Origin of the sequence: Burkholderia sp. GbtcB21 (genome assembly GCF_019091065.1) — a bacterium.
GTDB classification, from domain to species: domain Bacteria; phylum Pseudomonadota; class Gammaproteobacteria; order Burkholderiales; family Burkholderiaceae; genus Burkholderia; species Burkholderia pyrrocinia_C.
Genome location: NZ_JAGXKA010000004.1, coordinates 499,608 through 525,912, shown reverse-complemented (window position 1 = coordinate 525,912; position 26,305 = coordinate 499,608). Strand labels below are relative to the sequence as shown.

Genomic DNA, 26,305 nt, shown 5'->3' with positions numbered 1-26,305 from the left:
AAGGCTCCTTAGAATGCGCTGAGTTCGACGGTGGGCTGGCGCGCTTCGGCGTGCAGCGCGCGTTGTCCCAAGGTCAGGTTCCGGATGCGAACGCCCGGATCGGCAAGCACTTCCCCGATGACGGACGTCAGTTCGTTGGCGAGGCCTTGCACCAGGGCCTCGCTGAACCGCCCGGCGTGATAGACGACGCTGATCGCGAGGCCCTCGGCGCGCGGCTCGGCCAGGAACCAGAAGTCCGTCGCGGCTTCCGGGTCCGCGCGCTGCAGGTCGTGGTCCGGTAGCTCGGCAATGCGCACTTGCCCCGCGTAGCGATCGACGGCGCCTTGTCGCTGGTTCTGCAGCGTCAGGCCGATGTCGAAGAGCGGATTGCGTCCCGCGACGCGTTTGATGTGCAGCGCGTCGAGCAGGCGATCCAGCGGATACAGCGGGTGGGAGAACGCTTCGATGGTGGTGTCCCGCACCCGGGTCAGCAGCGTATCGAAACGATCGTCGCCGGCGACGCGGTCGCGCAGCGCCAGCACGTTCAGATAGGGGCCGACCTGCGACTCGAGTTCGGGCAGCTCGCGGCCCGCGACCGGCGTGCCGACGACGATGTCCTCCTGGCCGGAACGGCGGTAGAACAGCGCCTTGATCGCGGACAGCAGCGCGATGAACAAGGTCGCGCCGTGGCGCTTGCCGAGCGATTCCAGCGCCGTCGTCTCGGCGGCGGGCAGTTCGAATCGCCAGGATTTCCAGCTCGGCGCGGCCGGCTGCTCGAGGTCGCCCGGCAGTTCCAGCGCGCGCAGGCCGCCGCCCAGCCTGGTCAGCCAGTATTCCTTCATGCGTTCGCCTTCCGGCCCGGCGAGCAGGCGGTTCAGCCAGCCGGCGTAATCCTTGTACTGGATCGGGAGTGCGGGCAGCGGATTGTCGCGACGCTGGACAAACGCGTCATAGATCTTCGACAGGTCGTCGAGCAGCACCTCCGTGGACCAGCCGTCGCTGACGATGTGATGCATCGTGCAGATGCAGACGTGCCGGACTTCCGAGAGCCTGAGCAGCTTGACGCGGAACAGCGGACCGGTGGCGAGATCCATCGGCGCGAGCCGTTCGCTCGCATGGATCGACATGGCCTGCGCATCGCGGTCCTCGGCATCCTGCAGATCCACGACCTCGACCGCGAAGGCGGCTTCGCCGGGCGGCAGCACTTGCTGGACCGGCTGATTGCCTGCCAGCACGAAACGCGTGCGCAGGATCTCGTGACGTTCGCTCAATGCGCGGAACGCCCGCACGAGCGCATCCACGTCCAGCACGCCCTCGAACAGCAGGGACGTGGGCAGCGGCCCGCCGGCTTGCGCCGCATTGAGGCGATCCTGGACCCACAGCCGCGTCTGGGCCGGAGAGAGTTCGTAGTGCGCCTGCGCCGGCAGCGGCGTCACCGGCGCGTAATCGATCGGCTGCGTATCGGCGATGCGCTTCGCGAGGCTCGAAATGGTCGGGTGCGCGAACAGGCTGCGGATTTCCAGCTTCGCATGCAGATCGCGACGGATGCGCGCGACGACCTTCGTCGCGGACAGCGAATTGCCGCCCAGCTCGAAGAAATTGGCGGTCGTGCCGATCCGCGCCTGGCCGAGCACTTCCTGCCAGATCGCCGTCAACTGCGCTTCGAGCGCGTTGACGGGCGCAACGTGGTCCAGGTTGTCGCCGGGTTCGGGCAACCTGGCGCGATCGAGCTTGCCGTTGGGCAGATGCTCGAACGCGGGCACGACGACGAATGCGGACGGCACCATGTAATCCGGCAGCCGCTGCCGCAGGTGGCCGCGCACCGCTTCGATCAGTTCGGCTTCGGGGTGCGACGAGTGCAGCCATGCGACGAGTCGCGCGCCGTCGTCCACGCCGCGCAGCGCCACGACGGCGGTGTCGACCAGCGGGTGCGAAGTCAGCGCCGCCTCGATTTCACCGGGTTCGATGCGCAGGCCGCGCAGCTTGATCTGATGGTCGATGCGGCCGAGGAACTCGACGTTGCCGTCAGGCCGGTAGCGCGCGAGATCGCCGGTGCGGTAGAGACGTGCATGCGGGTCGGTGGAGAACGGATCGGCAATGAACTTCCCGGCGCTCAGCTCGGGCTCGCCGAGGTAGCCGCGGCCGACCGGCGTGCCGCCGATCAGCAGCTCGCCCGCCACGCCGACCGGCATGGGCTGCAGCTGCGCGTCGACGATGTAGAGGCGGGTGTTGGCGATGGGCCGGCCGATCGGCACGATGCGGTGCGGGTCGTCGCGCCGGCATTCCCATGCGGTCACGTCGACAGCGGCCTCGGTCGGGCCGTAGAGGTTGTACAGCTTGGCGTCCAGACGCGCGAAGAAGTGCTGCTGGAGGTCGAACGGCAGCGCCTCGCCGCTGCACACGACGCGGCGCAGCGACGCGCAGTGCGCGTCGAGGTCCGGATGGTCGAGAAAGGCGCGCAGCATCGACGGCACGAAATGGATCGTGGTGATCCGTTCGCGCTCGATGAGTTCGACCAGATAGTCGGTCTCGCGCTGGCCGCCGGGTCGGGCGAACACGAGGCGCGCACCGACGATGAGCGGCCAGAAGAATTCCCAGACCGAGACGTCGAAGCTGAACGGGGTTTTCTGCAGCACGGACTCGTCGGCGCCGAGCGCGTAGGCATGCTGCATCCACAGGATGCGGTTGGTGATCGCGCGATGGGTGTTGAGCGCGCCCTTGGGCCTGCCGGTCGAACCGGAGGTGTAGATCATGTAGGTGAGGTTGTCGCCGCTGAGCGCAGGCGCGGGGTTGGACGCGGGCGCGGCGTCGAGCTCGAGCGTGTCACGATCGACGACGATCACGCGGGCGTCGGTGTCGGGCAGCGCGGCAAGCAGATGCTGCTGGGTGAGGAGCCAGCGCAACTGGGCGTTGTCGATCATGAAGCGCACGCGCTCGGCCGGGTAGTCGGGATCGACGGGGACGTAAGCGCCGCCGGCCTTGAGGATCGCGAGCAGCGCGACGATCATGTCGAGCGAGCGCTCCATGGCCACGCCGACGAGAGCATCGGGAACGACACCGAGCTCGATGAGCCGGTGGGCGAGGCGGTTGGCGCGCAGGTTGAGTTCGGCGTAGGTGAGCGAGGCGCCGTCGCAGACGGCGGCGACGGCGTCGGGCGTGCGCTCGACCTGTTGTTCGAACAGCCGATGCAGCGGTTGTGCCGCGGCATCGCCGAAATCCGTCTCGGTCCGGTTCCATTCGACGGTCAGCAGATCCCGCTCCGCATCGCTCAGCAACGGCAGCCGGGCAACGGCAGCCGACGCATCGTCCGTGACAAGCATCAGCAAGGTCCGGTAGATGGCGAGGAATCGCTGCACCGTGCTCGCGTCGAACAGATCGGTGTTGTAGTCGCAATCGATCAGCAGTTCCTGCCCCGCGTCGAGCACGTTGACGTTCAGATCGAACGCGGTATAGCGGATCAGCGGGGCGACCAGGCCGACCGTCAGGCCGGGCAGTTCGGGCAGCGCCGACACGGGTTCGAGGTTGAAGACCGCCGATACCAGCGGCGCGGCGTTGAGATCGCTCTGCGCGCCGATTTCGCGGACCAGCTCGGCGAACGGATAATCCTGGTGCTCGAGCGCGTCGAGCAGGTTCTGCCGGGTGCCGGCCAGGAAGCTGGCCACGGTGGCCTGCTCGGGCAGCGTGGAGCGCAGCGGCAGCAGATGCGTGCAGTAGCCGGCGAGGCGATCGCTGCCGGCCACGGAACGGCCGGTCACCGGGATGCCGGTGACGATCTCCTGCTGGCCGGCGATGCGGTGCAGGAACATATTGAAGCCCGCGAGCAGCATCATGTAGAGCGTGCAGCCGTTCTGACGGGCGGCGGCGCGCAGCGACGCGGCCTCCGCCGCGTCCAGATGCACGGACACGCGCTCGCCGTGAAACGTCTTCACCGCGGGCCGCGGGTAGTCCAGCGGAAGATTCAGCGGTTCGGCCCGGCGCGCGCATTGCGCGAGCCAGTACGCGCGATTCGCCTTCGTTTCCGGGCTGTGGCGCTGGCCGTCGAGCTGCTTCAGGTACTCGCGGAACTGCAGCGGCGCCGCGGCCGGCGCAGCACCGGCATAAGCGCGGGCCAGATCCTCGAGCAGGATGCCGAACGTGGAGCCGTCACAGATGATGTGATGGGCCGTCATCACCAGCAGGTGACGCTCGCTGTCCAGGCGCACCAGCGCGGCGCGAAACAGCGGACCGTTCACCAGGTCGAACGGCTGGCGGCTTTCATGGTCCCGCCACGCGTCCTGGTCCGTGTCGATCAGCGGAATCTGAAGCTTCAGCGACGGATGCACGATCTGGCCCGACCCGTCCGGCGTCAACGTGGTGCGCAGCGCTTCGTGCCGATCGACGAGACCCTGGACGGCCGCGCGCATGGCGGCCTCGTCGAGCCGGCCATTCAGCTCGAGGGTGGTGTTGACGTTGTAGGCCAGCGATCCTTCGGGATCGACTTCCGACAGGATCCACAGCTGGCGTTGCGCTTCGCTCAGCGCGGCCACCGTGCCGTGCTTCGAGTGCGGCCGGATGAAACCGCCCCGGCGCAGGTCGGCGACGCTGTCCTTCACCGCCCGGATGAACCGGTCGATATCGGCATCCGTATGCGCGGTGGAGAGGAAGCAGGTGCGCCATTCCCAGATGTAGATGCCCTTTTCGAGCATGTGATAGAAGAACAGGTCGAGGTTCTCGGTGAATTCGAAGCGGAACATCGAGCCGAACCACGTCACCTTGATCGGCGCCTCGGCTTCCGCGAAGAACGCATTCAACGTCTCGGCGATTTGCGCGGTCCGTTCGTTGAGCGCGGCCTGCAGCGCCGGGCCTTCCTGTTCGATCTTCTCCAGCACGGCCAGCGCGGCCGCCATCGCGAGCGGATACTGGCAGAAGGTGCCGCCGAACGCGGTGCGGTCCGCGGCGGGGAACGAGTGGTCGCCGTAGGTCCACATGCCGCCGTCGATGGCGTCCATGAAGCGGCTGGTGCCGGCGATGACGCCCAGCGGCAGGCCGCCGCCGATGATCTTGCCGTACGTCGCGAGATCGGCCCGGATGCCGAACATGGCCTGGGAGCCGCCCGGATGGACGCGGAAGCCGGTGATCATTTCGTCGAAGATCAGCGCGACGCCGGCCTGCTCGGTGATGCGGCGCAGTTCCTTGAGGAATGCGACGGGCTGCAGGGACGGGTTGCGGCTCTGCACCGGCTCCACCATCACGGCGGCAAGGGTCGACGCCATGCCGCGAATGGCCTCGAGCGCGGCGTCGCTGCCGTACTCGAGCAGGATCATGTTCTCGACCGAGCCGAACGGCACGCCGGGGGCGATGGTTTCCGTCACGCCTTCCGCGTTCGCCGCGGCGAGCGTGCCGTCGGCATGGCCGTGATACGAATGCGTGAACATCACGATCTTGTCGCGCCCGGTCACGGCGCGCGCGAGCCGCATGGCGGTCATGACCGCCTCGGTGCCGGTGTTCGAGAACGCCACGCGATCGAGGCCGGTGACGCGGGCAAAGCGCGCGGCCACTTCGCCGACGAGGCTGGAGCGCGCGCCCAGTTCGAGCGGGCGCTGCCATTCGCGGGTGACCTGCTGCTGGATGAAGTCCGGCGTGTGGCCGAACAGATGCACGCCGAAGCCCATCGTGAAATCGATGTACTCGTTGCCGTCGATATCCCACAGCCGCGAACCGGCCGCGCGATCGCCGACGATCGGATACAGCATCTCCTTGGTCGAAAAGCGGAAGCCGACCGTGGCACGGCTGTCGGCCAGCACCGGGCGCGACGCCTGCACCGAGTCCTTCGATTTCCGGGTGCGCGTCGTGTAGCGCACGATCAGCGCTTCGAGATGCTCCTGCTGCACGGCGGACAAGCCGCGCGCCCGCTGTTCGACCGGGCTGCCCCACGGCATCATCGGCTTGGGCGGCCGATCGTCCGCCGCGGCCGCAGCTGCAGGCGCGGGCTTCGCTGCTGGCGCGGCGGCCAGGGCCGCGGTCGCGGCCGTGGGTGCGACGCTCGCCGTGCTCGCGACGGCTTGCGCGGCGACCGTCGTCGGCCGGACGCCGGCCTGGCCGGTCAGCGACGTGCGCAGCAGTTCCATCTGCTGGCTCATCACGCGGGACAGCAGCTGATTCTGCTCCCGCAACACGCGCTCGACCGTGGAGCCGCCTTCGGCCGCCACCCATTCCGCCGGGGCGGCGGCGAGCGGCGCAAGCACCTCCGCGGACTGCGCGACCGCGACCGCGACCGCCGCCGTGGACGGCCCTGCGACGGACTCGGACTCGGCCTCGGACGGTGCGGCGGCCGCCGGCAGATTGTCCGCGACATACTCGGCGAGCGCCTGCACCGTCGCCAGGTCTTCGAAGAAGCGGCGCATGGCCAGCTTCACGCCGTACTGCTTCTCGATGTGCCGGATGGCCTCGATCAGCACGATCGAGTCGGCACCCATCTCCAGGAACGGCAGGTCGATGTTGATGGTGGCGGGATCGGCCTGGATCAATTCGCCGATCTTGCCGCGAAGCCATTCGAGAACCTCGCCGCTACGGTTGTGCGTCGGCGTTGCGGCGATGGGTGATGCGCTTGTCTGAGTCATGGACGTGTCCGCTTTCTGGAACCAGGTACGGCTGCGTTGGAAGGGATAGGACGGCAATGCGACGCGCGTGGGCGCGGGTGTTTCGGTCGAGGCCCAATCGACATCGACGCCGCGGGCATACAGGCTCGACAGCGTTTCGACCAGCGCTTGCTGCTCGGCTTGCGGCCGCTGCAGGCCGAGGAACTGGATCCCGGCGTCCGGTGCACAGCACGCGCGGGCCAGGTTGACGAGCACCGGCTTGGGGCCGATTTCGACCAGCACGTTGAAACCGGCTTCGGCGAGGCGCTCGACGCTGCTCGCGAACTGCACCGGCTCCCGGCAGTGACGGCGCCAGTACGCGTCGGTCGGCGCCTCGTCCATCACGGCGCCCGTGAGATTCGAATAGAACGGGATCGCCGGGCGCGCGACGCGCACGGCTTTCGCGACGGCCTGGAAGCTGTCCAGCATCGGCTCGACCAGCGGCGAGTGGAATGCGTGCGACGTATTGAGCAGCACGGACCGGATGTCCTGCGCGGCGAACGCGTCGACCAGCATCGCGATGCGCTCGCGCCTGCCGGAGATCACGATGCTCGCCGGACCGTTGACGGCCGCCACCGCGACGTCGTGCGGACAGGCTTCGATCGCGCGCTCGACCGTCGCGAGGTCGGTGAAAATGGCCGCCATCTCGCCGTCGCGGGGCAACGCCTGCATCAGCCGGCCGCGTTCGGCGATCAGCCGCAGGCCGTCTTCCGGCGAGAAGACGCCGGCCGCGCAAGCCGCCGCGTACTCGCCGACGCTGTGGCCCATCACGGCGTCGGGCACCACGCCGAACGACGCCAGCAACGTGGTGAGCGCGAACTGCAGCGAGAACAGGGCCGGCTGGCTGTAGCCGGTCTGGTGGATCTCTTCGCCCTGGGCCGACAGCACCTCGAGCAACGGTTTGTCGAGCAGCGGATCGGCCACCGCGCGGCAGCGGTCGATGGCGTCGCGGAACACCGGATACGCGTCGTACAGACGGCGGCCCATGCCGGCGTATTGCGAGCCCTGGCCGGTGAACAGGAATGCCATCTTCACGCGGGGGGCGGGCTGCGCCGCGCCGGCGGGTTCCTTCGCCTGGAACGCGCGCAGCTTGTCGATGGCGTCCTCGAGCGACGTCACCGGCAGCGCCAGCCGATGCGCGAAATGCGAGCGGCCGGTCGCCGCCGAAAACGCCACGGCCGCGATATCGAGACCGGGTTCGGCTTCGAACCGCCGCTGATAGCGCCCGGCAAGCGCTCGCAATGCCGCCGGCGTCTTGGCCGACAGCACCAGCGGATGCACCTTGTGTTTCGACGGCGTCGCCGGCCGCGCCGGCGCGGGCGCTTCTTCCAGCACCAGGTGGGCATTGGTGCCGCTCGCGCCGAACGCGCTGACGCCGGCTCGCCGCGGCCGCTCGCCGCGCGGCCACGCGCTCGCCTCGGCGCAGATCTCGATCGGCAGCGCGTCCCACTGCACCAGCGGGCTCGGGTGGCGGAAATGCAGGTGGGCGGGAAGGCGGTCGTGGTTCAGCGACAGCACGACCTTGATGACCCCCGCGATGCCGGCAGCGGATTCCGTGTGGCCGATGTTGGTTTTCACCGAGCCGACGCGCAGCCGCCGGCCCCCGTCGCGGCCTTCGCCGAACACCGTCGCCAGCGCCTGCACCTCGACGGGATCGCCCAGCGGGGTGCCGGTGCCGTGCGCTTCCACGTAATCGATGGATGCGGCGGGAAGCCCGCCCAGCGCCTGGCGGATGACGGCTTCCTGCGCGCGTCCGTTCGGCGCGGTAAAACCGCTCGACGCGCCGTCGTGGTTGACGGCCGAGCCACGCAGCACGGCCAGCACGCGATCGCCCGCGGCGAGCGCATCGGACAGGCGCTTGAGCACCAGCGCGCCGCAGCCTTCGCTGCGCACGAAGCCGTCCGCCGCCGCGTCGAAGGTCTTGCAGCGGCCGTCCGGCGCCAGCGCCCGCGTGCGCGAGACGGCGATGGAGTTGTCCGGCGACAGGATCAGATTGACGCCGCCCGCAATCGCGAGATCGCACTCGCCGCTGCGGAGATTCTGGCTGGCGGTATGGATCGCGGTGAGCGACGACGAGCAGGCGGTGTCGATCGCCATGCTCGGCCCCTGCACGCCCAGCCCATAGGAGATGCGGCCGGCCGCCGTGTTGAGCGGATTGCCGGTGAAGAAATAGCCGTCGATGCCGCTGCCGCCGCCGTTGCGAAGCTGCAGGTTCGCGTAATCGTTGGTGGTGATGCCGACGAAGACGCCGGTCCGGCTGCCCTTGAGACTGTCGACGGGAATGCCGGCATGCTCCAGCGCTTCGTGACTGACTTCGAGCAACAGGCGCTGCTGCGGGTCCATCGCGGCCGCTTCGCGCGGCGTGATACGGAAGAAGGCCGGATCGAACTGATCGACGTCGTCGAGAAAGCCGCCGAAGCGGCAAACCATCCGCCCCGGCGCTTCCGGATCGGGATCGTAGTACGCGTCGACATCCCAGCGCTCGCGCGGCACTTCGGAGATCGCATCCACCCCGTCGTTCAGCAACTGCCAATAGGCGTCGAGATCGTGCGCGGCGCCCGGAAACCGGCAGCTCATGCCGACGATCGCGATCGGTTCCGGCGTGCCGGCCTCGCGCGCCTCGATGGCCGGCGCGACCGCCCGCGGCTGTGCCGGCACGGCCTGCGTCGGCGCCGCGTGCGCGTCAGGCGCGGTGCCGGACGACTGCTCCGCCAGGAAATCCGCGAGGGCGTTTACCGTCGGATGATCGAACAACAGCGCGACCGACAACGGGATGCCCAGCGCTTTTTCGAGGTGCGTGCGCACGTCCAGCGCCATCAGCGAATCCATGCCCATCTCGAAGAAGCCGAGGTCGCGATCCAGCGTCCCCGCTGCGTAGCCGAGCACCTGGGCAACCGCGCGATCGATGCTGTCCGCCAGCAGGCGCTTTCGCTCGCGCGGCGATGCGTCGCTCAACGCCGGCATCGCCGGCGCGCGTGGCGGGCTTCCGCCCACTCGCACGCGATCGAGGAACGGCTTGGGTCCGCGTGCCTCGTAGGAGCCCTGGAACAGCGCCAGGTCGATATCGACGACCGCCACCTGGGGCACGGCGGGGAGGTGATCCAGCACGTCGAGCGCGCGATCCGCCGCCAGCGAGCGGATGCCGACACGCCGCAGCAGTGCTTCCGCGTCGGGGAACGTCATGCCGCCTTGCGCCCAGGGCCCCCAGTTCACGCTCAGGGCCGGCAGGCCCCGGCTGCGGCGATGATGCGCGAGCGCGTCGAGGAATCGATTCGCGGCACTGTAGTGCGCCTGCTCGCGCGAACCCCACGCGGACGCGATCGACGAAAACAGGATGAAGAAATCGAGCGGGAAGTGCTCGCTTTGCTGATGGAGCAGCCACGCGCCGGCGACCTTGGGTTGCAGGACCGCGTCGAGCTCCTCGCGCCCGACCTGCATGATCGGCTTGTAGCCGACGATGCCGGCCGCATGCACGATGCCCCGCAGCGGCACGCCGTCGCGCCGGAGCGCAGCAAAAAAATCGGTGACCGCCACCGGGTCGGCGATATCGACGCGCTCGCAGCGCAGCGACACGTTCCGCTCACGCAGCTCGGCGATCGCCCGCTGGCTCTCGTCGCTCGCGGCCCCTTGCCGGCCGACCAGGATCAGCGTGCCCGCACCGCGCGCCGCCAGCCACCGGGCGGTGTGCAGCCCGAGCGCGCCGAACCCGCCGGTGATCAGGTAGGCCGCGTCCGGGTCGACCCGCAGCGCGGCCGTTTCGGCTTGCGCGAGCGGGCTCAGGCGCGCGACATGGCGCGCGCCGTGCCGCAGCGCCACCTGTTCTTCGCGGCTCTCGCCGAGCATCTCCTGAAGCAGCGCCTGCGTCTCGTCCTCCGGCGCGGCCGGATCGAGATCGATCGCGGTTTCGAACCATTCCGGATGCTCGATCATCGCCCCGCGTGCCAGGCCCGACAGCGCAGCCTGTGCGAACCCCGATACGAGCGGCGCTTCGCCGGCTTCTACCGCGTCGCGCGTGACGACCCGGATCCTGGGCCGGGTCGAAGGCGTCCACTCGCGCTCGCTGCCGACCAGCGCGTGCACGAGATGCAGCAGGGCAGTGGACATGCGCGTCTCGCCGACGACTTCGTCCAGCGCCCATAGAAAGACGATGCGCTGGCCGGGGGCGGCAGTCTCGTTCAGCAAGCGGACGAAATCGTCCGGCCGCTCGGGCGCGATCTGCCGGCCCGCTTCCGCGCCGACGCCAAAATCAAGGCCGGGGCGCACCAGCGAGCAGGATGCGCCGCGCTCGCGCAGCAGCGCCGCGAGCCGTTCGCCGACACCGCTCTCGTCCGCGAAGATCAGCCACGGCGACGCGTCGGCGGCGAACCGGGCCGCCGGCAACGCGGCTTGCGGCTCCCACACCACGTGATAGAGCGGGGGGGCGGTCGGGGCGGCGGTTTCGGCGGGGGCGAACGCAGTCCTGAGCAGGTCCGGAAAGGCGTTCAGCACGTCCTCCGAGTACTTGCCGGACGACTTGAGGTGCCGCAACGCTGCGTCGATGCTGCCGGCATCCATGCCGACGATCGGCGACGGGATCTTCTCCAGGCTGAAGCGCTGCCGCTCGAACGGGTAGTTCGGCAGGGTCGTGGCGGGCTGGGCGGGCGCCGGGAACAGCGCGCTCCAGTCGAACTGCCAGCCCTGCACGTACAGCACCGCGAGTGCGCGCTCCAGTGCATCGCCGGCGCATGGCGGCGGCAGCCAGCCGTCGGCGAGCCCCTCCGGCGTGTGCGGCGCGTCGGCTTGCTCCGACGCCCCGGCAAGCTGCAGCCAGTACTGCGGATGCGTCACCTCGTCGGTCACTTCGGCACCGAGACAGCCGGAGATCAGGCGGACCGACGGCCGTGCGAGCGGCGTGTCCTGAAGCGCGGCGCGCAACGCTTCGGCATCCGACCGGGCGGCCACGAGGCGCAGCGCGTCGGCAACGCTCACGACGCCCGCCACGCAGGCCGCGACATATTCGCCGACGCCGTGGCCCGACACGACGGACGGGTGGATGCCCCAGCCCTTCCACAGTTCCGCCCACGCGAACTGGATCGCGAAGTGGCCCGCGTCGGTATCGAGGGCTTCCAGCGGCACCGAGCAGCGCGCGAACGCGTCGCGGAACAGCGGTTCCGACGCGTGAAGCTCGCGCGCGACGCCGGTGTCCGGCGCGCCGAACCTGAAGCCCATGCGCAACGCCTTGCCCGTGCGCGCCGCTGCCGCCGACGCTTCCTTCACGCCCGACACATAGGCCGCGCGAAACGGATAGTGACTCCGTCCGGTGGCCGCGGCGCGGCAGATGGCGGCCAGCTCCCGCGGCGTCGCGCCGTCAATTGCGCGCTCGTAGCGTTGCGCGAGCGCCGCCAGCGCCGCTTCGGATTTGGCCGACAGCAGCAGCAGCCCGCGCTGCGCGGCATGCGCCGGCGCGACGGGCGGTTCCTCGACGATCGCGTGGGCATTGGTGCCGCTGAATCCGAACGCGCTCACCCCGGCGATTCGCCTGCGTTCCCCGCGCCGCCACGCGACCGGATCGGCCGCGACGCGGATCGGGATGTCCTGCCACGGCGTATGTGGATTGGGCTGCGTGAAATGCAGGTGCGCCGGAATCCGGTCATGCTCGAACGACAGCAGGACCTTGATCAGGCCGGCGATGCCGGAGGCCGATTCCAGATGCCCGATATTGGTCTTGACCGAACCGATCACGAGCGGCTCGGTCGCTGCGCGCCCGGGGCCGTAGACGCCGGCCAGCGCTTCGACCTCGATCGGGTCGCCGAGCGACGTCCCGGTACCGTGGGCCTCGACGTAGGAGACGTCGCCGGGCGCGAGGCCGGCCTGGTTCAGTGCGCGGCGGATCACCCGTTCCTGCGAATCGCGGCTCGGAACGGTCAGCCCGCCGCCCGCACCGCCCTGGTCGACCGCCGTGCCGCGCACGATGCCGAGCACCCGGTCGCCGTCGGCGAGCGCGTCGGCGAGACGCTTGAGCACCACCATGCCGCACCCTTCGCCGCGCACATAGCCGTCCGCCGCCGCGTCGAAGGTCTTGCAGCGTCCGTCCGGCGACAGCATCCGCGCTTGCGAGAAACTGACCATCACCTCGGGCGACAGCATCAGGTTGACGCCGCCCGCGAGCGCCATGTTGCTCTCGCGCGAGCGCAGGCTTTCGCAGGCCAGGTGCAGGCAGACCAGCGACGACGAGCAGGCGGTATCGATCGCCATGCTCGGGCCGGTGAGGCCCAGCACGAACGACAGCCGGCCCGCGGCCATGTTCAGCGCGCTGCCCGTGCCGGCGTAGCTGCTCGACGGCATCGACGCATTGGACACCTGGATCGCATGATCGAAGCAGGTAATGCCGACGTACACGCCGGTGGCGGACTGCCGGAAGCGCTCGGGCGCGAGATGGGCGTTCTCGAGCGCCTCCCAGGCCACTTCGAGCAGGAGCCGTTGCTGCGGATCGAGGTAGGTCGCTTCGCGCGGCGCGATCCCGAAGAACGCCGCGTCGAATTGATCCACACGTTCGAGAAAGGCGCCGTGGCGGGTTGCCATCTTGCCGGGCGTGGCCGGATCGGGGTCGTAATAGCGATCGATGTCCCAGCGTTCGCCCGGCACTTCGGTGACGGCATCGCGCGCGTCATCGAGCAATTGCCAGAACGCGTCCGGCGTATCGCTGCGGCCGGGGAAGCGGCAAGCCATGCCGATGACCGCGATCGGCTCGTTGCGGTCCGAACGCAGCGCCGCGATTTCCGCGCGCCGCAGGCGCAGTTCGTCGAGCGCGGCTTTCAGTGCATGCGTGGCCTTGGCGTTCATTGGGCGCCGATCTCCTGGGCAATCAGTTCGGAAAGGTCGTCTTCGTCAAGGTCTTCGGATGCTTCGTCGACGACAGGAGCAGGAAGCGAAGGCGACAGTTCGTTGAGCACGTATTGGGCGAGCGTTTGCAGGTTCGGATAGGAAAAGAACAGCGTCGCGCGAAACGGCCTGCCGAACACCTTGGTGAGGCGGTCGGTCAGTTCGAGCGCGATCAGCGAATCCAGGCCGAGATCGAGCAGCGATTGCTCGGGCGCAATGGCGTCGGCGCTGGAGAGCCGCAGCGTCTCGGCCAGCATCTTCGCGAGCGTGTCGGTGATGAGCTCGATCCGCTCGCGCGGCGCGCACGCATGCAGCTGGCGCAGCAATGCCGTCTCCTGCTGTGCAGGCTGCGCAGCCGGTTGCGCGAGTTCGGAAAACAGCGCCGACCCGGCGGCCGGCGCATCGACCCGGAACAGGGTCGGCCAGTCGATGCGCGCCACCCCGGACTGGGCGACGCCCGACGCCATCAGCCGTTCCAGCGTCGCGATGGCCAGTTCGGGCGGCAGCGTGCCGACGCCGAGCGCAGCCAGTTGCTCGTGCGCGCGCCGTCCGTAGTCGGTGGCGGCATGGCCGATGTCCGCCCACGGCCCCCAATTGACGCTGAGCCCCGGTTTCCCCTGCGCGCGCCGATGCTGCGCGAGGGCGTCGAGGAAGCTGTTCGCCGCCGCGTAGTTGCCCTGGCCCGGCATGGTGATCAGCGCGGCCATCGACGAGAACAGGACGAAATGGTCGAGCGGCAGATCGGCCGTCAGTTCGTGCAGATACCAGGCGCCATCGGCCTTGCCGCTTCCGGCGCGATGGAAGAAATCGTCGTCCTGGCGCGTCAGCAGCGCATCGTCGAGTGCGCCCGCGAGGTGAAAGACCCCCTTGAGCGGCGGCATCGAATCCGCGATTTCACCGAGCGCTTGCGCGACGTCCTCGCGACGCGACAGGTCGGCGCGAACGAACCGCGCGTCGAGCGTCCGCAGGATTTTCTCGGCTGCCGGGGAGGGCGCGCCGCGCCCGAGCAGTACGACTTTGCCGGCGCCGTTGGCGGCGAGCCAGGACGCGAGCCGCAGGCCGAGCCCGCCGAGCCCGCCGGTCACCAGATAGGTCGCGTCATGGTGGAACCTGATCGGACGGTGGCTGACGAATTCGCGATCGTCGCGGGCGATACGCGCGACGTAGCGCTGTCCGCGGCGAAACGCGATCATGTCTTCACGGCCGCCAGCCTGTACCGCTTGCACGATGTGCGCCGCCGACGGCTGCGCGGGGTCGAGGTCGACCAGCCCGCCCCACATCGCCGCATGCTCGACGGCGATCGCGCGGCCCAATCCCCACAGGGGCGCCTGCGCGACGGCGGTCGATTCGCCGTCCAGCACATTCATCGCACCCGACGTCACCAGCCACAGACGCGTCTGCCGGGCTGCCGGTGCGCGAGACGCCAGCGTCCTGACCAGTTGCAGCACGCTCGCGCTGGCACGTCGTCGCGCCGCGATGTCGGCGGGCGCGAGATCGAGACTCCACAGGTGAACGATGCCCTTCAGCGGCCGGTCGAGCGCGGACGGTTCCGGCGTCGCGTCGGCGAAGCGCAGCGTGCACGTATCGCCGGCGCTTTCCAGCAGGCCGGACAGTTGCGCGCCGACGCCGCCACGGTCCGCGAGAATCAGCCACTCGCCGTGCGCCGAACCGCCGGTTGCCGCGTCGACGCTCGACGGTCTCCACACGCGCCGATAAAGCAGCGCGGACAAGTCGTGCCGCTCGACGGTTCGCCCGGCGCGCACATGCTGCAACCGCAGCGCATCGATCTCGATCAGCAGTCGCCCGGCGAGGTCATGGACGCGGATATCGCCCTCCAGCGCGCCGTGCCCGCTCGGCTTGCGCAGCGTGGCGTGACTCCACGCATCTGCCGACGACGGCGGCTGATGAACGCGTACCGCGCCGATCGAACTGGGCAGGTACAGGTCGCCCGCCTCCAGCGCGTCCGGATCGATCGCGGCGGCGAGCACGCGGCTGCACGCGTCGAGAAAAGCGGGGTGCACCTGGTATTGCGACGATGCCAGCGCGTCCGCCGGCAGGCTGATTTTCCCCAGCGCCTCGCCGGCCGTGCGCCAGATCTGCTGGATGGCGTTGAACACGCCGTCGATCTGCACGCCGTGCTGCCGGATTTCGCCATTGAAGTCGGCGCCCGAAGTCGTTTCGGTGCAGCGGGCCTGCACCGCGGCGGCATCGAATCTCGTCGGCGCGGCGGCTCGCCTGGGGGCGCACATCTCCCGGAGCCGACGCAACTGCGGAAGATTGCCGAGGATCAGCTCGACCGGCGGACCGAAATCGAGCAGGCAGGCCACTTCATCCACGCCGATCGACTCGAGATCCCGCACGAGTTCGACGCAGGTTTCCGGCGTGCCGATGAGGCCGCGCGATTGCGCGAAGCGTTCATAGAGAAACTCGACGAACTCGTCCAGTTCGCGCGCGCCCATCGCGCGCACGTCCACCGACTGGCCGCGGCTCTGCGCCAGCCCGTTCAACAGCCCGATATTGCTGCGGATGTAGTTGCAGAACGGCGCACGCGCCTGCTCGCGCACCCGCACCGCATCGTCGCCGACGAACGTGTGCAGCATCACGGACACGGTGCCGGCCGCCGCATCGAAGCCATGCTTTGCGCGCGCGTCGCGGTAGAGGGCGATCTTGTGCGCGAGCTGGTCCCGATCCTGGTCGAGCACGTGGGTCAGCAGGTTGGCGCCGGCTTCACCGGCGCGCACGAAGGTCTGCGGATTGCTCGCGGCAGTCACCCAGACCGGCAGTTCCGGCTGCACCGGCGTCGGATAGATGCGCAACTGCACCGGCTTGCCGACACCATTGCGCGCATCCAGCGTACCGCCGCGCCACAGATGCTGGACGGCGCGCATCGTGGTCAGCATGTCGTCCTGCCGGCTCGCATATTTGTCCGGCGCGAACACGAAGTCGTCCGGATTCCATCCGGACGCGAACGACACGCCCACGCGGCCGTTCGACAGGTTGTCCACCATCGACCATTCTTCCGCGATCCGGATCGGGTTGTGCAGCGCTGCGACCACGCTGCCCGCGACCAGCTTCACGCGTTGGGTGGCAGCGGCAAGCGCGGCGTGCAGGACAGCGGGATTCGGGTACAGCGAACCGAATTCGGTGAAATGGCGCTCCGGCACCCAGACGCTGGAAAACCCGTTCGCATCGGCGAAACGCGCGCTTTCCATCACGAGCTGGTACTTGTTGCCGGACAGCGCCTCTTCACTGCTGGCGAAGAACATCAGGCCGAATTTCATGCGTGGCTCCGATCCGATTCGTGAATTTCGGCACTCGCGCACATCTGCCATGTCGCGGCGGCGCTGGTGTCGTCGATCCGGTGATAGACGGCAAACGAAAACGGTCCCCAGGACTGGCGGCTCAGCACGGTCTGCACGGTGCGCGATTCATGCGGATGCAGCGGCAACGGCGCATGCAGTGCGAGGTCCTTCAACGTGGTATGGCCGGCGGCGCCGATTTCCGACGTTGCCGCCAGCGCCATTTCCACGTAGGCGGAATAGGGCAGCACGGGCGATCCCTTGACGCGATGACCGCTGAGAAAGGTGGCTGCCGGAGCGTCAAGACGCGACTGCCAGATCCACGTGGCCGGCGAATGCGCGTGCGGCTCCATGAGGCGCCCGAGCAACGGATGCCGAGGCGCGCGTGGACTGATCCAGAAGCCGCGACGCTCGAACGGGTAGGTCGGCAGGGCGAGCCGGCGGCGCGGTGCGTCCTGCTCCACGGCATCCCAGTTGATGGACGCGCCGCGTACGTAGAGCTCGGCGAGCGTGTGCAGGATCGTGTCCCACGCGGCCGTGTGCGCGCCGATTTCGATCACGATGCCGGGGTTTCCCGCCGCACCGCCGTCCGGCGCCTGCGGCACGCCCGCCAGCGAGGCTGCGGCGCGATGCCCGTCGCCCGTGCTGCTGACGGCGCCCGGCGTAATGCCGAAGGACATCCACAGTTGCGCCAGCGCGCACTGGAATGCCGTGAACCCGGCTTCGGCGCAGGCCTCGGATTGCCGCTGCAGCAGCGCGCCGAAGGCGGGGCTGGCCGAACGCAATTGCCGAACCGCGTCGGCGCTGCCGCCGTCGTCGGCGCAAAAGTGGAAGGTCACCGCAGGCGGTGTTTCGGCGGGCTCGCCGGCCGAAACGGCGTCCAGTTGCGAACGCAACGTATCGAGACTCGATGCGACGATCGCCGCTCGCCGCGTGAAGTGAGTGCGCCCGGTATTTGCCGTGAACGCGACATCCCGCACACGGACCTCGGGATGGGCGTCGAGATACGCCGCATAGGACGCCGCCAGCGCTTGCAACGCTTCGGGCGTGCGCGCGGAGAGCGTCACGACGCGCGCCGCGGGCGCCGCCGAGTCGGCTTCGATCTCCGCGGGCCGTGGGGCTTCCGACAGGATCATGTGCGCATTGGTGCCGCCGAAGCCGAATGAACTCACGCCGGCCATGCGCGGCCCGTGTTCCCGATGCCACGGCGTGACCTGCTGCGGAATACGGAAGGGCGTGCCGTCGAGCGCGATTTGAGGATTGATCGACCGGAAATGGAGGTTCGGCGGAATGGCACGATGGTGTAGCGCAAGGGCGGTCTTGATCAGGCTGGCGATGCCTGCCGCCGACTCCAGATGGCCGATGTTGGTCTTGACCGAACCGATCCAGCAGTGATCGTCCGGCCGACGAGATTCGCCCAGGACCGCCGTCAGCGAGTTCAACTCGATCGGGTCTCCGAGCGGCGTTCCCGTACCGTGCGCTTCGACGAAGCCGATGTCCTGCGCGCGTACGCCGGCATCGTGCAGCGCACTGCGAATCACGGCCTGCTGGGCCGGGCCATTGGGCGCGGTCAGGCCATTGCTGCGCCCGTCCTGATTCACCGCCGAGCCGCGGATCACGGCGAACACGGTGTCGCCGTTCTCGCGCGCATCGTCGAGACGCTTGAGCAGCACCATGCCCACGCCTTCGCCGCGCACGTAACCGTTGGCTGCCGCATCGAACGCCTTGCATCGGCCGTCCGGCGAAAGCATGCCCGATTGCGTGAAGGAGGCGCTCAATTGCGGCGCCAGAATCAGGTTGACGCCGCCGGCAAGCGCCGCATCGGACTCGCCGCGCTGCAGCGCGCGGCACGCCTGATGAACCGCGACGAGCGACGACGAACACGCGGTATCGACCGCCCAGCTCGGGCCGCGCAAATCGAGCGTGTAGGAAATGCGGTTGGCGGCGACGCTGAGCGCATTGCCGGTCGCGACATAAGGGCCGACATCCGCGACTTCTTCCTGCGCCAGACGGATGTAGTCCGAATTGCTGATGCCCACGATGACCGCGGTGCGTCCGCCGACGAGACTCCGGGGCGCGATCCCCGCATGCTCGAGCGTCTCCCACGCAACCTCGAGAAGCAGACGCTGTTGCGGATCCATCGATTCGGCTTCGCGAGCGCTGATGCCGAAGAACGCCGCATCGAACAGGTCGACCTGCTCCAGCAGCCCGGTGGGCGGAAGGTCGCCGGCGCGCTGCTGCGACGCGCCGACCGCGTCGCGGCCCTGCAGCAGCAGCTGCCAGAATGCGTCGGGGTGACTGGCGCCGGGGAAACGGCATCCCATGCCGACGATGGCGATATCCGCGCGTGCTCCGGCTGAACCGGGCGCCTGGCCCGGCATGGCATTCCCGGTGCCGCTCAAATGGCGCGCCAGCAGGGCAATACTCGGAAAATCGTAGACGACGGTAGGGGAAACCGGCCGCCCGAGCCAGTCCTGCAACTCGCCCGAGAGCATGATGGCGTCCTTCGAATCGAGCCCATAGATGCTGAACGGCGCGTCGGGGTCGATATTGCCGGAATCGATTCCCGACAGACGCGAGACACGCTCGACGCACCATTGCACCAGCGCTTGCGTGTCGCGTGCCGCTGCCGCGGAGGGCGCGACCTCCGCGGAAAACGAACGCCGCCACTCGCCCGCAATCGCGAGCCCCTGTCCGTCGAGGAATGCCTGTCTGATTCGGCTCCGCTGGATTTTTCCGCTGGACGTGCGCAGGATCGTGGCGGGCTTCAACAGGATCGCCGCATACAGATCGACGTCATGCTCTTCGGCGAGCTTGCGCCGGATCTCCGCGGCGACGGTTTCGGCGTTCAGCGTGTTGAGCGCTTCCCGGCGCACTTCGCATGCGATGACGACCCGCTCCACGTCATCGACGTTGATCGAGAAAGCCGCCGACGCGTTGGGCGCCAGCGCGGGGTGGCTTCCTTCGGCGGATTGCTCGAGATCCTGCGGGTAGTGATTGCGGCCGGCGACGATGATGAGGTCTTTCAAACGGCCGGTGACGAACAGGTTATCGCCATCGACGAAGCCGAGATCGCCGGTGCGCAGGTAACGCGCGTCATCGCCATCCAGCTTCGCGCGAAAGGTGTGCTCCGTTTCGTCGACGCGGTTCCAGTAGCCGACGCCGACGCTCGGGCCCGTCAACCAGATTTCGCCGATCCGGTCGGGCGGGCAGCGCTCACCGGTATCCGGATTCACGATCTGCAGGCGGTGCTCCGCCCAGGTCCGACCGCATGAGACCAGCGCGTGGCGCTTGCCGCGCTCGCTTCTCGTCGCCACGCCTTGTGCGAGGCCGTCGGCGTCGTAGTCGGCCACGAGCGGCAGCGAGCGTGCCGGCTGACCGGAGATGAACAAGGTCGCCTCGGCCATGCCGTAGACCGGGCGCATGGTTTGCGCGTGGAAGCCGCACGCGGCGAATGCGCGTGAAAAACGTGCCACCGACTCCGCGCGCACCGGTTCCGCGCCGTTGAATGCAACCCGCCAGCTGCTCAGATCCAGCTGCGCGCGGGCTTCATCGGATATCTTGCGCGCGCACAGGTCATACGCGAAATCCGGCGCGGCGCAATGCGTGCCGCGATACTTCGTGATTGCCTGCAGCCAGCGGAGGGGTTTCTGCACGAACGCCGCGGGCGCCATCAGCACCGACAGCACCCCGAGATAGATCGGCAGCAGCACCTTCCCGAAGAAACCCATGTCGTGAAACACCGGGAGCCAGCTGACGAACACCGCCGACGCATCGGCATCGCTCGCCTCGGCGATGACCGCCATATTGCTCAGGATGTTCGCGTGGCTGATCATCACGCCTTTTGGCGTACCGGTGGAGCCTGACGTGTATTGCAGCAGCGCCAGCGTCTGCGGCGTGATGTCCGGTGCGCGCCATTGCTCGGCCGGTGCGTCGAAGCCCTGGTCCGTCGCCAGGATCTTCAGTTCCAGCGTGTCGGAATAGCCGTCCGCGTGATGCACGATGCCGTCGAGCGTGGCTGCGTCGGTCAGCGCGACGACCGGCCCGGCGTCGGCGACGATGGCCTTGAGACGATCCGCCGGACGATGCCTGCGCGGAGGATAGGCAGGCACGCCGATCAGGCCGGCGTACAGGCATCCCACCCATGCGCAGATGAATTCCAGTCCGGGCGGATAGACCAGAAGGACGCGATCGCCCGGTTGCGCCATGCTTTGCAGCCTGGCGGCGATGCCGCGAGCCCGCTTGTCCAGGTCGCCGAACGTGAGTCGAGTCAGTTCCGATTCGCCGTTCTCGAGAAAAATGAATGCCGTCTTCTCCGGTTCGACCTTGCCGCGAAATATCAATATTTCTGTAACAGTCCTGAATTTTGTATCGGGAAGCATACTCAACCTTCGTTGTCTGCCAAACGTTGAATTCCTCAGGACCAGTTGCGGCGATCCCGCCAAGCTTGCTTGCTGAATTGGATGGTATTGAAATTAGAGCATCGCTCTAATCCGCCGTCTGCCCCGTAATCCATGGACATGGCGTTTCGCGCACTTGATCAATCCGGATTTTTATTGATTCGTACGCTCGCGCCGGCTAACGGTCGGCCATTTCTTCGCTGTCGGGGGAGTACGGGTCCAGCAGCGACACGACGACCTTGCGCTCGCCCTCGAACGGGTTGCGGCCATGCGCGAAGCGCATGTTGTCGACCAGCAGGACGTCGCCTCGTTGCCATGGAAACGTGATGGCGCATTCGCGGAATGCGTTGCGGATCTGCTCGATGTCGGCGAGATCGAATGGACTCCCGTCGCCATAGAAAGCGTTGCGCGGAATTCGGTCATTGCCGAACAGGCTGACGATCGAACTGGCGAGCGATGCTTCCAGGTTCGAGATATGGAACAGATGTGCCTGATTGAAGAACACCCTGTCGCGGGTTACCGGATGGTAAGCCACACCCTGGTTGATCTGTGCGGTGCGTAACGTGTCGTCGTCGAGCCATTCGAGCTCGATGCCGTTGTCTGCGCAGAAGGCCGCAACCTGGCCGCGGTCGGAGGTCTGAAAGACGGTTTCCCACGGAATGTCGACGTGCCGCCGGTAGTGCCTGACATAGCGGACCTGTTTCGCCTCGAAGTTCTGCAGGATGCGCGGTCCGATCCTGCGGCTCACCTCGCGCATGTCGGCAATCGGCGTTTCGCCGCCGGTCGTGGCCGGAGTGAGGCAACAGAATGCCACGCTCAGCGGCCAGCTTCGTTGATACGCGTTTTCGCAATGAAGTGCGATCGTCTCGCTCGGCGGATACTCGGTTGCGGTGAATATGCCGTTGCCGATCGAGGTGCGCGGAGTGGAACGATAGACGTAGTCGGACTTATGGGTCGAAATCGCGTTGGCAAACGCTTCGAAGTCGCCCACGGACGAAACGTCGAAGCCGCGAAACAGCAGCGCGCCATGTTCGAGAAGCCGGGATTCCAGCTCCGCTCGGTTGTCGTTCACCGCCAGCACGATATCGCGCCCATTCGACGCAGGCTCCAGCAGCCACGGAGAGCTCCCGTCGGCAAGCAGCTTGCGTTCCGTCATGCCCAGCATGGTCGATAGTCCCTTTTCTGAACGTGGATCACGGTGAAACCCGCACCGGTCGGTCTGCGTGGTCGCGCCGCGGTGTGGTCATGCACGGCACGCCGTTTCCACGGCATGCTCGAAGCGATTGAGAATCTCGTGGATATCCGCTTCCGAAACGATCAGCGGCGGCAGGAACCGGAGTACCGCGCCGTTGCGGCCGCCGGTTTCGATGACGAGTCCATTTCGCAGGCAGTTCTGCTTGATGGCTTTTGCCAGTTCTGCATGGGTCGGGCCGGTTTGGCCATGTGGGCCGGGCATGACGACTTCAACGCCGATCATCAGGCCGCGGCCGCGTATCTGGCCCAGGCAGGGGAAGCGTTCGGCAACCCCCTCGAGGCCGGCAACCAGCAGTTTTCCGACTCTGTCCGCGTGCGCCGGCAGACCGTCTCGTTCGACGATGCGCATGGTCGACAAGCCGGCCACCATCGCAATCTGGTTGCCTCGAAAGGTGCCGGCGTGCGCGCCGGGCGGCCAGGTGTCGAGGCGCTTGTCATAGACCACCACCGATAATGGATAGCCGCCGCCGAATGCCTTCGACAACACCAGTACGTCCGGCTGGATGCCGGAATGTTCGATCGCGAACAGCGCGCCGGTTCGACCGAGTCCGGTCTGCACTTCATCGACGATCAACGGGATTTCATGCCGCAGCGTCAGGTTGCGCAATTCGATCAACCAGGCGTCGGAAGCGGGGATGCAACCCCCTTCGCCTTGCACGACTTCGACGATGATTGCCGCCGGTTTCGTTATCCCGCTCTCGGGATCGGACAGGACGGTCCGAATATAGTTGATGCTGAGTTGATCGGTCGCCGAGCCATCGGTGCCGAACGGGCAGCGAAAAGCATAGGGATAAGGCAGGAAATGAACGTCGCGTCCATTGCCGCCGGCCGATTTAGGCTTGAGATTTCCCGACACGGCGAGTGCACCGGCCGTCATGCCGTGGTAGGCGCCGTGGAACGCCATGATCGTCGAGCGGCCCGTATGGTGCTTGGTCAGCTTGATAGCCGCTTCGACGCCATCCGCGCCGCTGGGACTGCAAAACTGGATCTTGCCGGATTCGGCGATCTTCTCGGGCAACAGCGAGAAAAGCTGCTCGACGAACGCGTGCTTTTCCGGCGTCGCCAGGTCGAGTGCCTGCTGCATTTGATCGGACGACAGAAACCGCATGACGGCTTCATTGACTTCCGGGTGATTATGTCCGAGCGCGAGCGTACCTGCATTTGACAGACAGTCGATGTATTCCTGCCCCTCGGAGTCGCGTACGCGTATGCCTTTGGCATGGGTAAACAGCCGTGGGAAAGATGTCGCGTAGGTTCGCGCCTTCGATTCGACATGCTTCAGATACTCGAGTTTTTCCATGCGCGGAGATCCGGCTTGCGAGGCGGATTGATGGACACTGGCATCGCTGCATCCTGGCCAATGGCGTAACGGTACGGCCTGATTGGACCATGTAGTCCATATCGCGTCTGTCACGTAAAAATGGGACACCGGCGATGCAACGTCACGACGTCATGCCATCGCATCCCGATCATCGAAGCGTGGTTTCCGGATGCGGCGTCAAGCCGGCATGGTCGCGCGAAAATAGTCGATGGTCCGCCGGAGCCCCGCTTCGAGCCCGACCGTCGGCTCCCAGTCGAGGTGGGTGCGTGCGAGGCCGATATCGGGGCAACGTTGTGTCGGATCATCCTTCGGCAGCGGACGGAATACGAGCCGCGACGTCGAGCCCGTCAGGCGCAAAATGATCTGCGCAAGTTCGCTGACCGCGATCTCGTGCGGATTGCCGAGATTGATCGGGCCGGTGAGGTCCGCGGGCGTGGCCATCATCCGGATCAAACCGTCGACCATATCGTCGACATAGCAGAACGCCCGGGTCTGGCTGCCGTCGCCATACAGCGTGATGTCGTCGCCGCGCAGCGCCTGCACGATGAAGTTGGAAACCACGCGGCCGTCATTGGGATGCATGCGCGGCCCGTACGTGTTGAAGATGCGTACCACCTTGATTCGCACGTTTTGCTGGCGGTGATAGTCGAAGAACAGGGTCTCCGCGCAACGTTTTCCTTCGTCGTAGCAGGCGCGCGGCCCGAGCGGGTTGACGTTGCCCCGGTAACTCTCCGGTTGCGGATGCACATCGGGGTCGCCGTACACTTCGCTTGTCGAGGTTTGCAGAACGCGTGCGTGCGTGCGCTTGGCGAGCCCCAGCATGTTGATCGCGCCCATCACACTGGTCTTGGTGGTCTGCACGGGATCGAATTGATAGTGGATCGGCGAAGCCGGGCAGGCGAGGTTGTAGATCTCGTCCACCTCGACGTACAACGGAAAGGTCACGTCGTGGCGCAGTGCCTCGAAGCTCGGGTTGCCGAGCAGCGCAGCCACGTTCTGCTTCGTGCCGGTGAAATAGTTGTCGACGCACAATACGTCGTGACCGAGTTCGACCAGACGTTCGCAAAGATGCGAACCGAGGAAACCCGCGCCGCCTGTTACGAGGATTCGCTTTCGATTACGTTGCACAATTGCACTCCAGGTATCGCGCGCAAGGAAGCGACGCGCGGCCTCCACGCATGCTCGACCGGCCCGCGGCTCCGGCATGGAAGCCGAGAGGACGCGCGAGCCTCTTCATTCGACGGTCACGGCACCGCCGGCACGCCGATCGCGAGGATCGGCCCGTCATGCCTGCAGTGCGCTCGACGCAACGTGTTCCGCGCGCCGCAGGCGCGCCGCGATGATGCCGGCCATCGCCCGCATTTCGCTTCTCATAAAGAAATGATCGCCTTCGATGACGTGAAAATCGAACTGCCCGGTCGTCTCGGCGCCCCAGCCTGCAACGGAATCAACGGGGACCTGTTCATCCGCGCGGCCCGCGAATGCGGTGATGTCCACCGCCAGCCTGCGCCCGGGCACGGGCCGGTAGTTTTCGATCATCGTGAAATCCGCCCGCAGCGCCGGCATCAGCAGCGCCATCAGTTCGCTGTTGTCCAGCACCGGCTTCGGTGTGCCGCCCATCTCGTGCAGTGCATCGAGGAAAGCGCGGTCGTCCAGCGCCTGCATGCGTCGAACAGGTCGTTCCTTGCCCGGTGCGGCGCGCCCGCTCACGAACAGATGCCGGAGGTTCGGTTGCGCCTGGGCCGGAAGCCGCAGCGCCAGTTCGACGGCAATAGCCGCGCCCATGCTGTGTCCGAGCAGTGCGAAGGGACGATCGAAGCAGTTGTCCAGGTCGCGCAGCAACGCGTCGATCAGCGTCGACATGTCTCGTACGGCAGGCTCGGACAGGCGGCTGCCTCGGCCTGCAAGTTCATGACGGCGCACTTCGATGCCGGGCAACAAGGCGTGCAGACCACGATAAACGGCGGCCGAGCCGCCCGCGTAGGGGAAACAGATCAGACGCATGCGAGCGGGTACTCGAGCGGCTCACTTGCTACTGGCGCGCATGAGATCGCGCTGCGGAAATTCACGTGTTCGGCGTTTTTCACCATTAAAGTTCCGGTCATGGTTGCCATGGCGATGCATCGGCAATCTTCACTTGGAGAGAAACGGGCGCGACAGCCAAGCGCGCCGCGGTTCACACGCCGATAGCCGGTTCGTCATCGCTGTACCAAGGCAGTGCGTGAAGCGCACCGGAAGTCATGGAAGCATCGATTTGCTCATGAACATTCAAGGTGCGTGCCGCCCGGATTCGGAATACGCCCGATCCGGTTTGGCATGAGTTAAACATGAGGCCGCGTGGATGTATGTCGTAGGAAAAGGGGACGCGCATGGTCGAAAATGTCGAGCCCACCCGCTGATGTCATACCCAAATTCGGATGTGCATCTGCCGGCCATTTAAAAATGTCCAGGTTTAAGGCTGGTTTTGTTGCGCTTTTTCCTCTCCGCGGCTCGCCACGGCATCAGACGCTGCTCGATCACGGCTTCCACGACCTTCAGACGATCCAGCCCCCGCATGCTCATGGTGATCAGTCC

The 26,305-nt window shown here is 67.2% G+C and carries 7 protein-coding genes; all 7 read right to left on the bottom strand.

Features of this window, described 5'->3' with window-relative positions:
• Positions 1–8: 8 nt before the first annotated feature.
• The 7 genes from KVT39_RS13210 to KVT39_RS13180 all read right to left on the bottom strand — a co-directional run bounded on the left by KVT39_RS13210 (position 9) and on the right by KVT39_RS13180 (position 25,735).
• Complete coding sequence (locus KVT39_RS13210) at positions 9–13,418, bottom strand: non-ribosomal peptide synthetase/type I polyketide synthase (RefSeq protein WP_217589270.1); 13,410 nt, start codon at positions 13,416–13,418, stop codon at positions 9–11.
• Entirely contained in the window at positions 13,415–16,738 is a 3,324-nt protein-coding gene (locus KVT39_RS13205; protein ID WP_217589267.1) for a type I polyketide synthase, read from the bottom strand. The genes KVT39_RS13210 and KVT39_RS13205 overlap by 4 nt, the downstream gene beginning before the upstream one ends.
• The gene (locus tag KVT39_RS13200) at positions 16,735–21,138 is read right to left on the bottom strand and encodes a beta-ketoacyl synthase N-terminal-like domain-containing protein (RefSeq protein WP_217589264.1); all 4,404 of its coding nucleotides are present in this window, start codon (positions 21,136–21,138) and stop codon (positions 16,735–16,737) included. Before KVT39_RS13200 ends, KVT39_RS13205 begins: the two co-directional genes overlap by 4 nt.
• Positions 21,139–21,334: 196 nt before the next feature.
• Positions 21,335–22,321, bottom strand: a complete 987-nt coding sequence (locus KVT39_RS13195; protein WP_175749090.1) for a TauD/TfdA family dioxygenase — start codon at positions 22,319–22,321, stop codon at positions 21,335–21,337.
• Positions 22,322–22,399: 78 nt separating this feature from the next.
• The gene (locus tag KVT39_RS13190; RefSeq protein ID WP_034182243.1) at positions 22,400–23,710 is read right to left on the bottom strand and encodes a diaminobutyrate--2-oxoglutarate transaminase family protein; all 1,311 of its coding nucleotides are present in this window, start codon (positions 23,708–23,710) and stop codon (positions 22,400–22,402) included.
• Between the two features lie 198 nt (positions 23,711–23,908).
• The gene (locus KVT39_RS13185; RefSeq protein ID WP_034182242.1) at positions 23,909–24,859 is read right to left on the bottom strand and encodes a UDP-glucuronic acid decarboxylase family protein; all 951 of its coding nucleotides are present in this window, start codon (positions 24,857–24,859) and stop codon (positions 23,909–23,911) included.
• Positions 24,860–25,015: 156 nt separating this feature from the next.
• A complete protein-coding gene (locus KVT39_RS13180) occupies positions 25,016–25,735 on the bottom strand; it encodes a thioesterase II family protein (protein WP_175749088.1) in 720 nt (239 codons plus the stop codon).
• Positions 25,736–26,305: the final 570 nt, after the last annotated feature.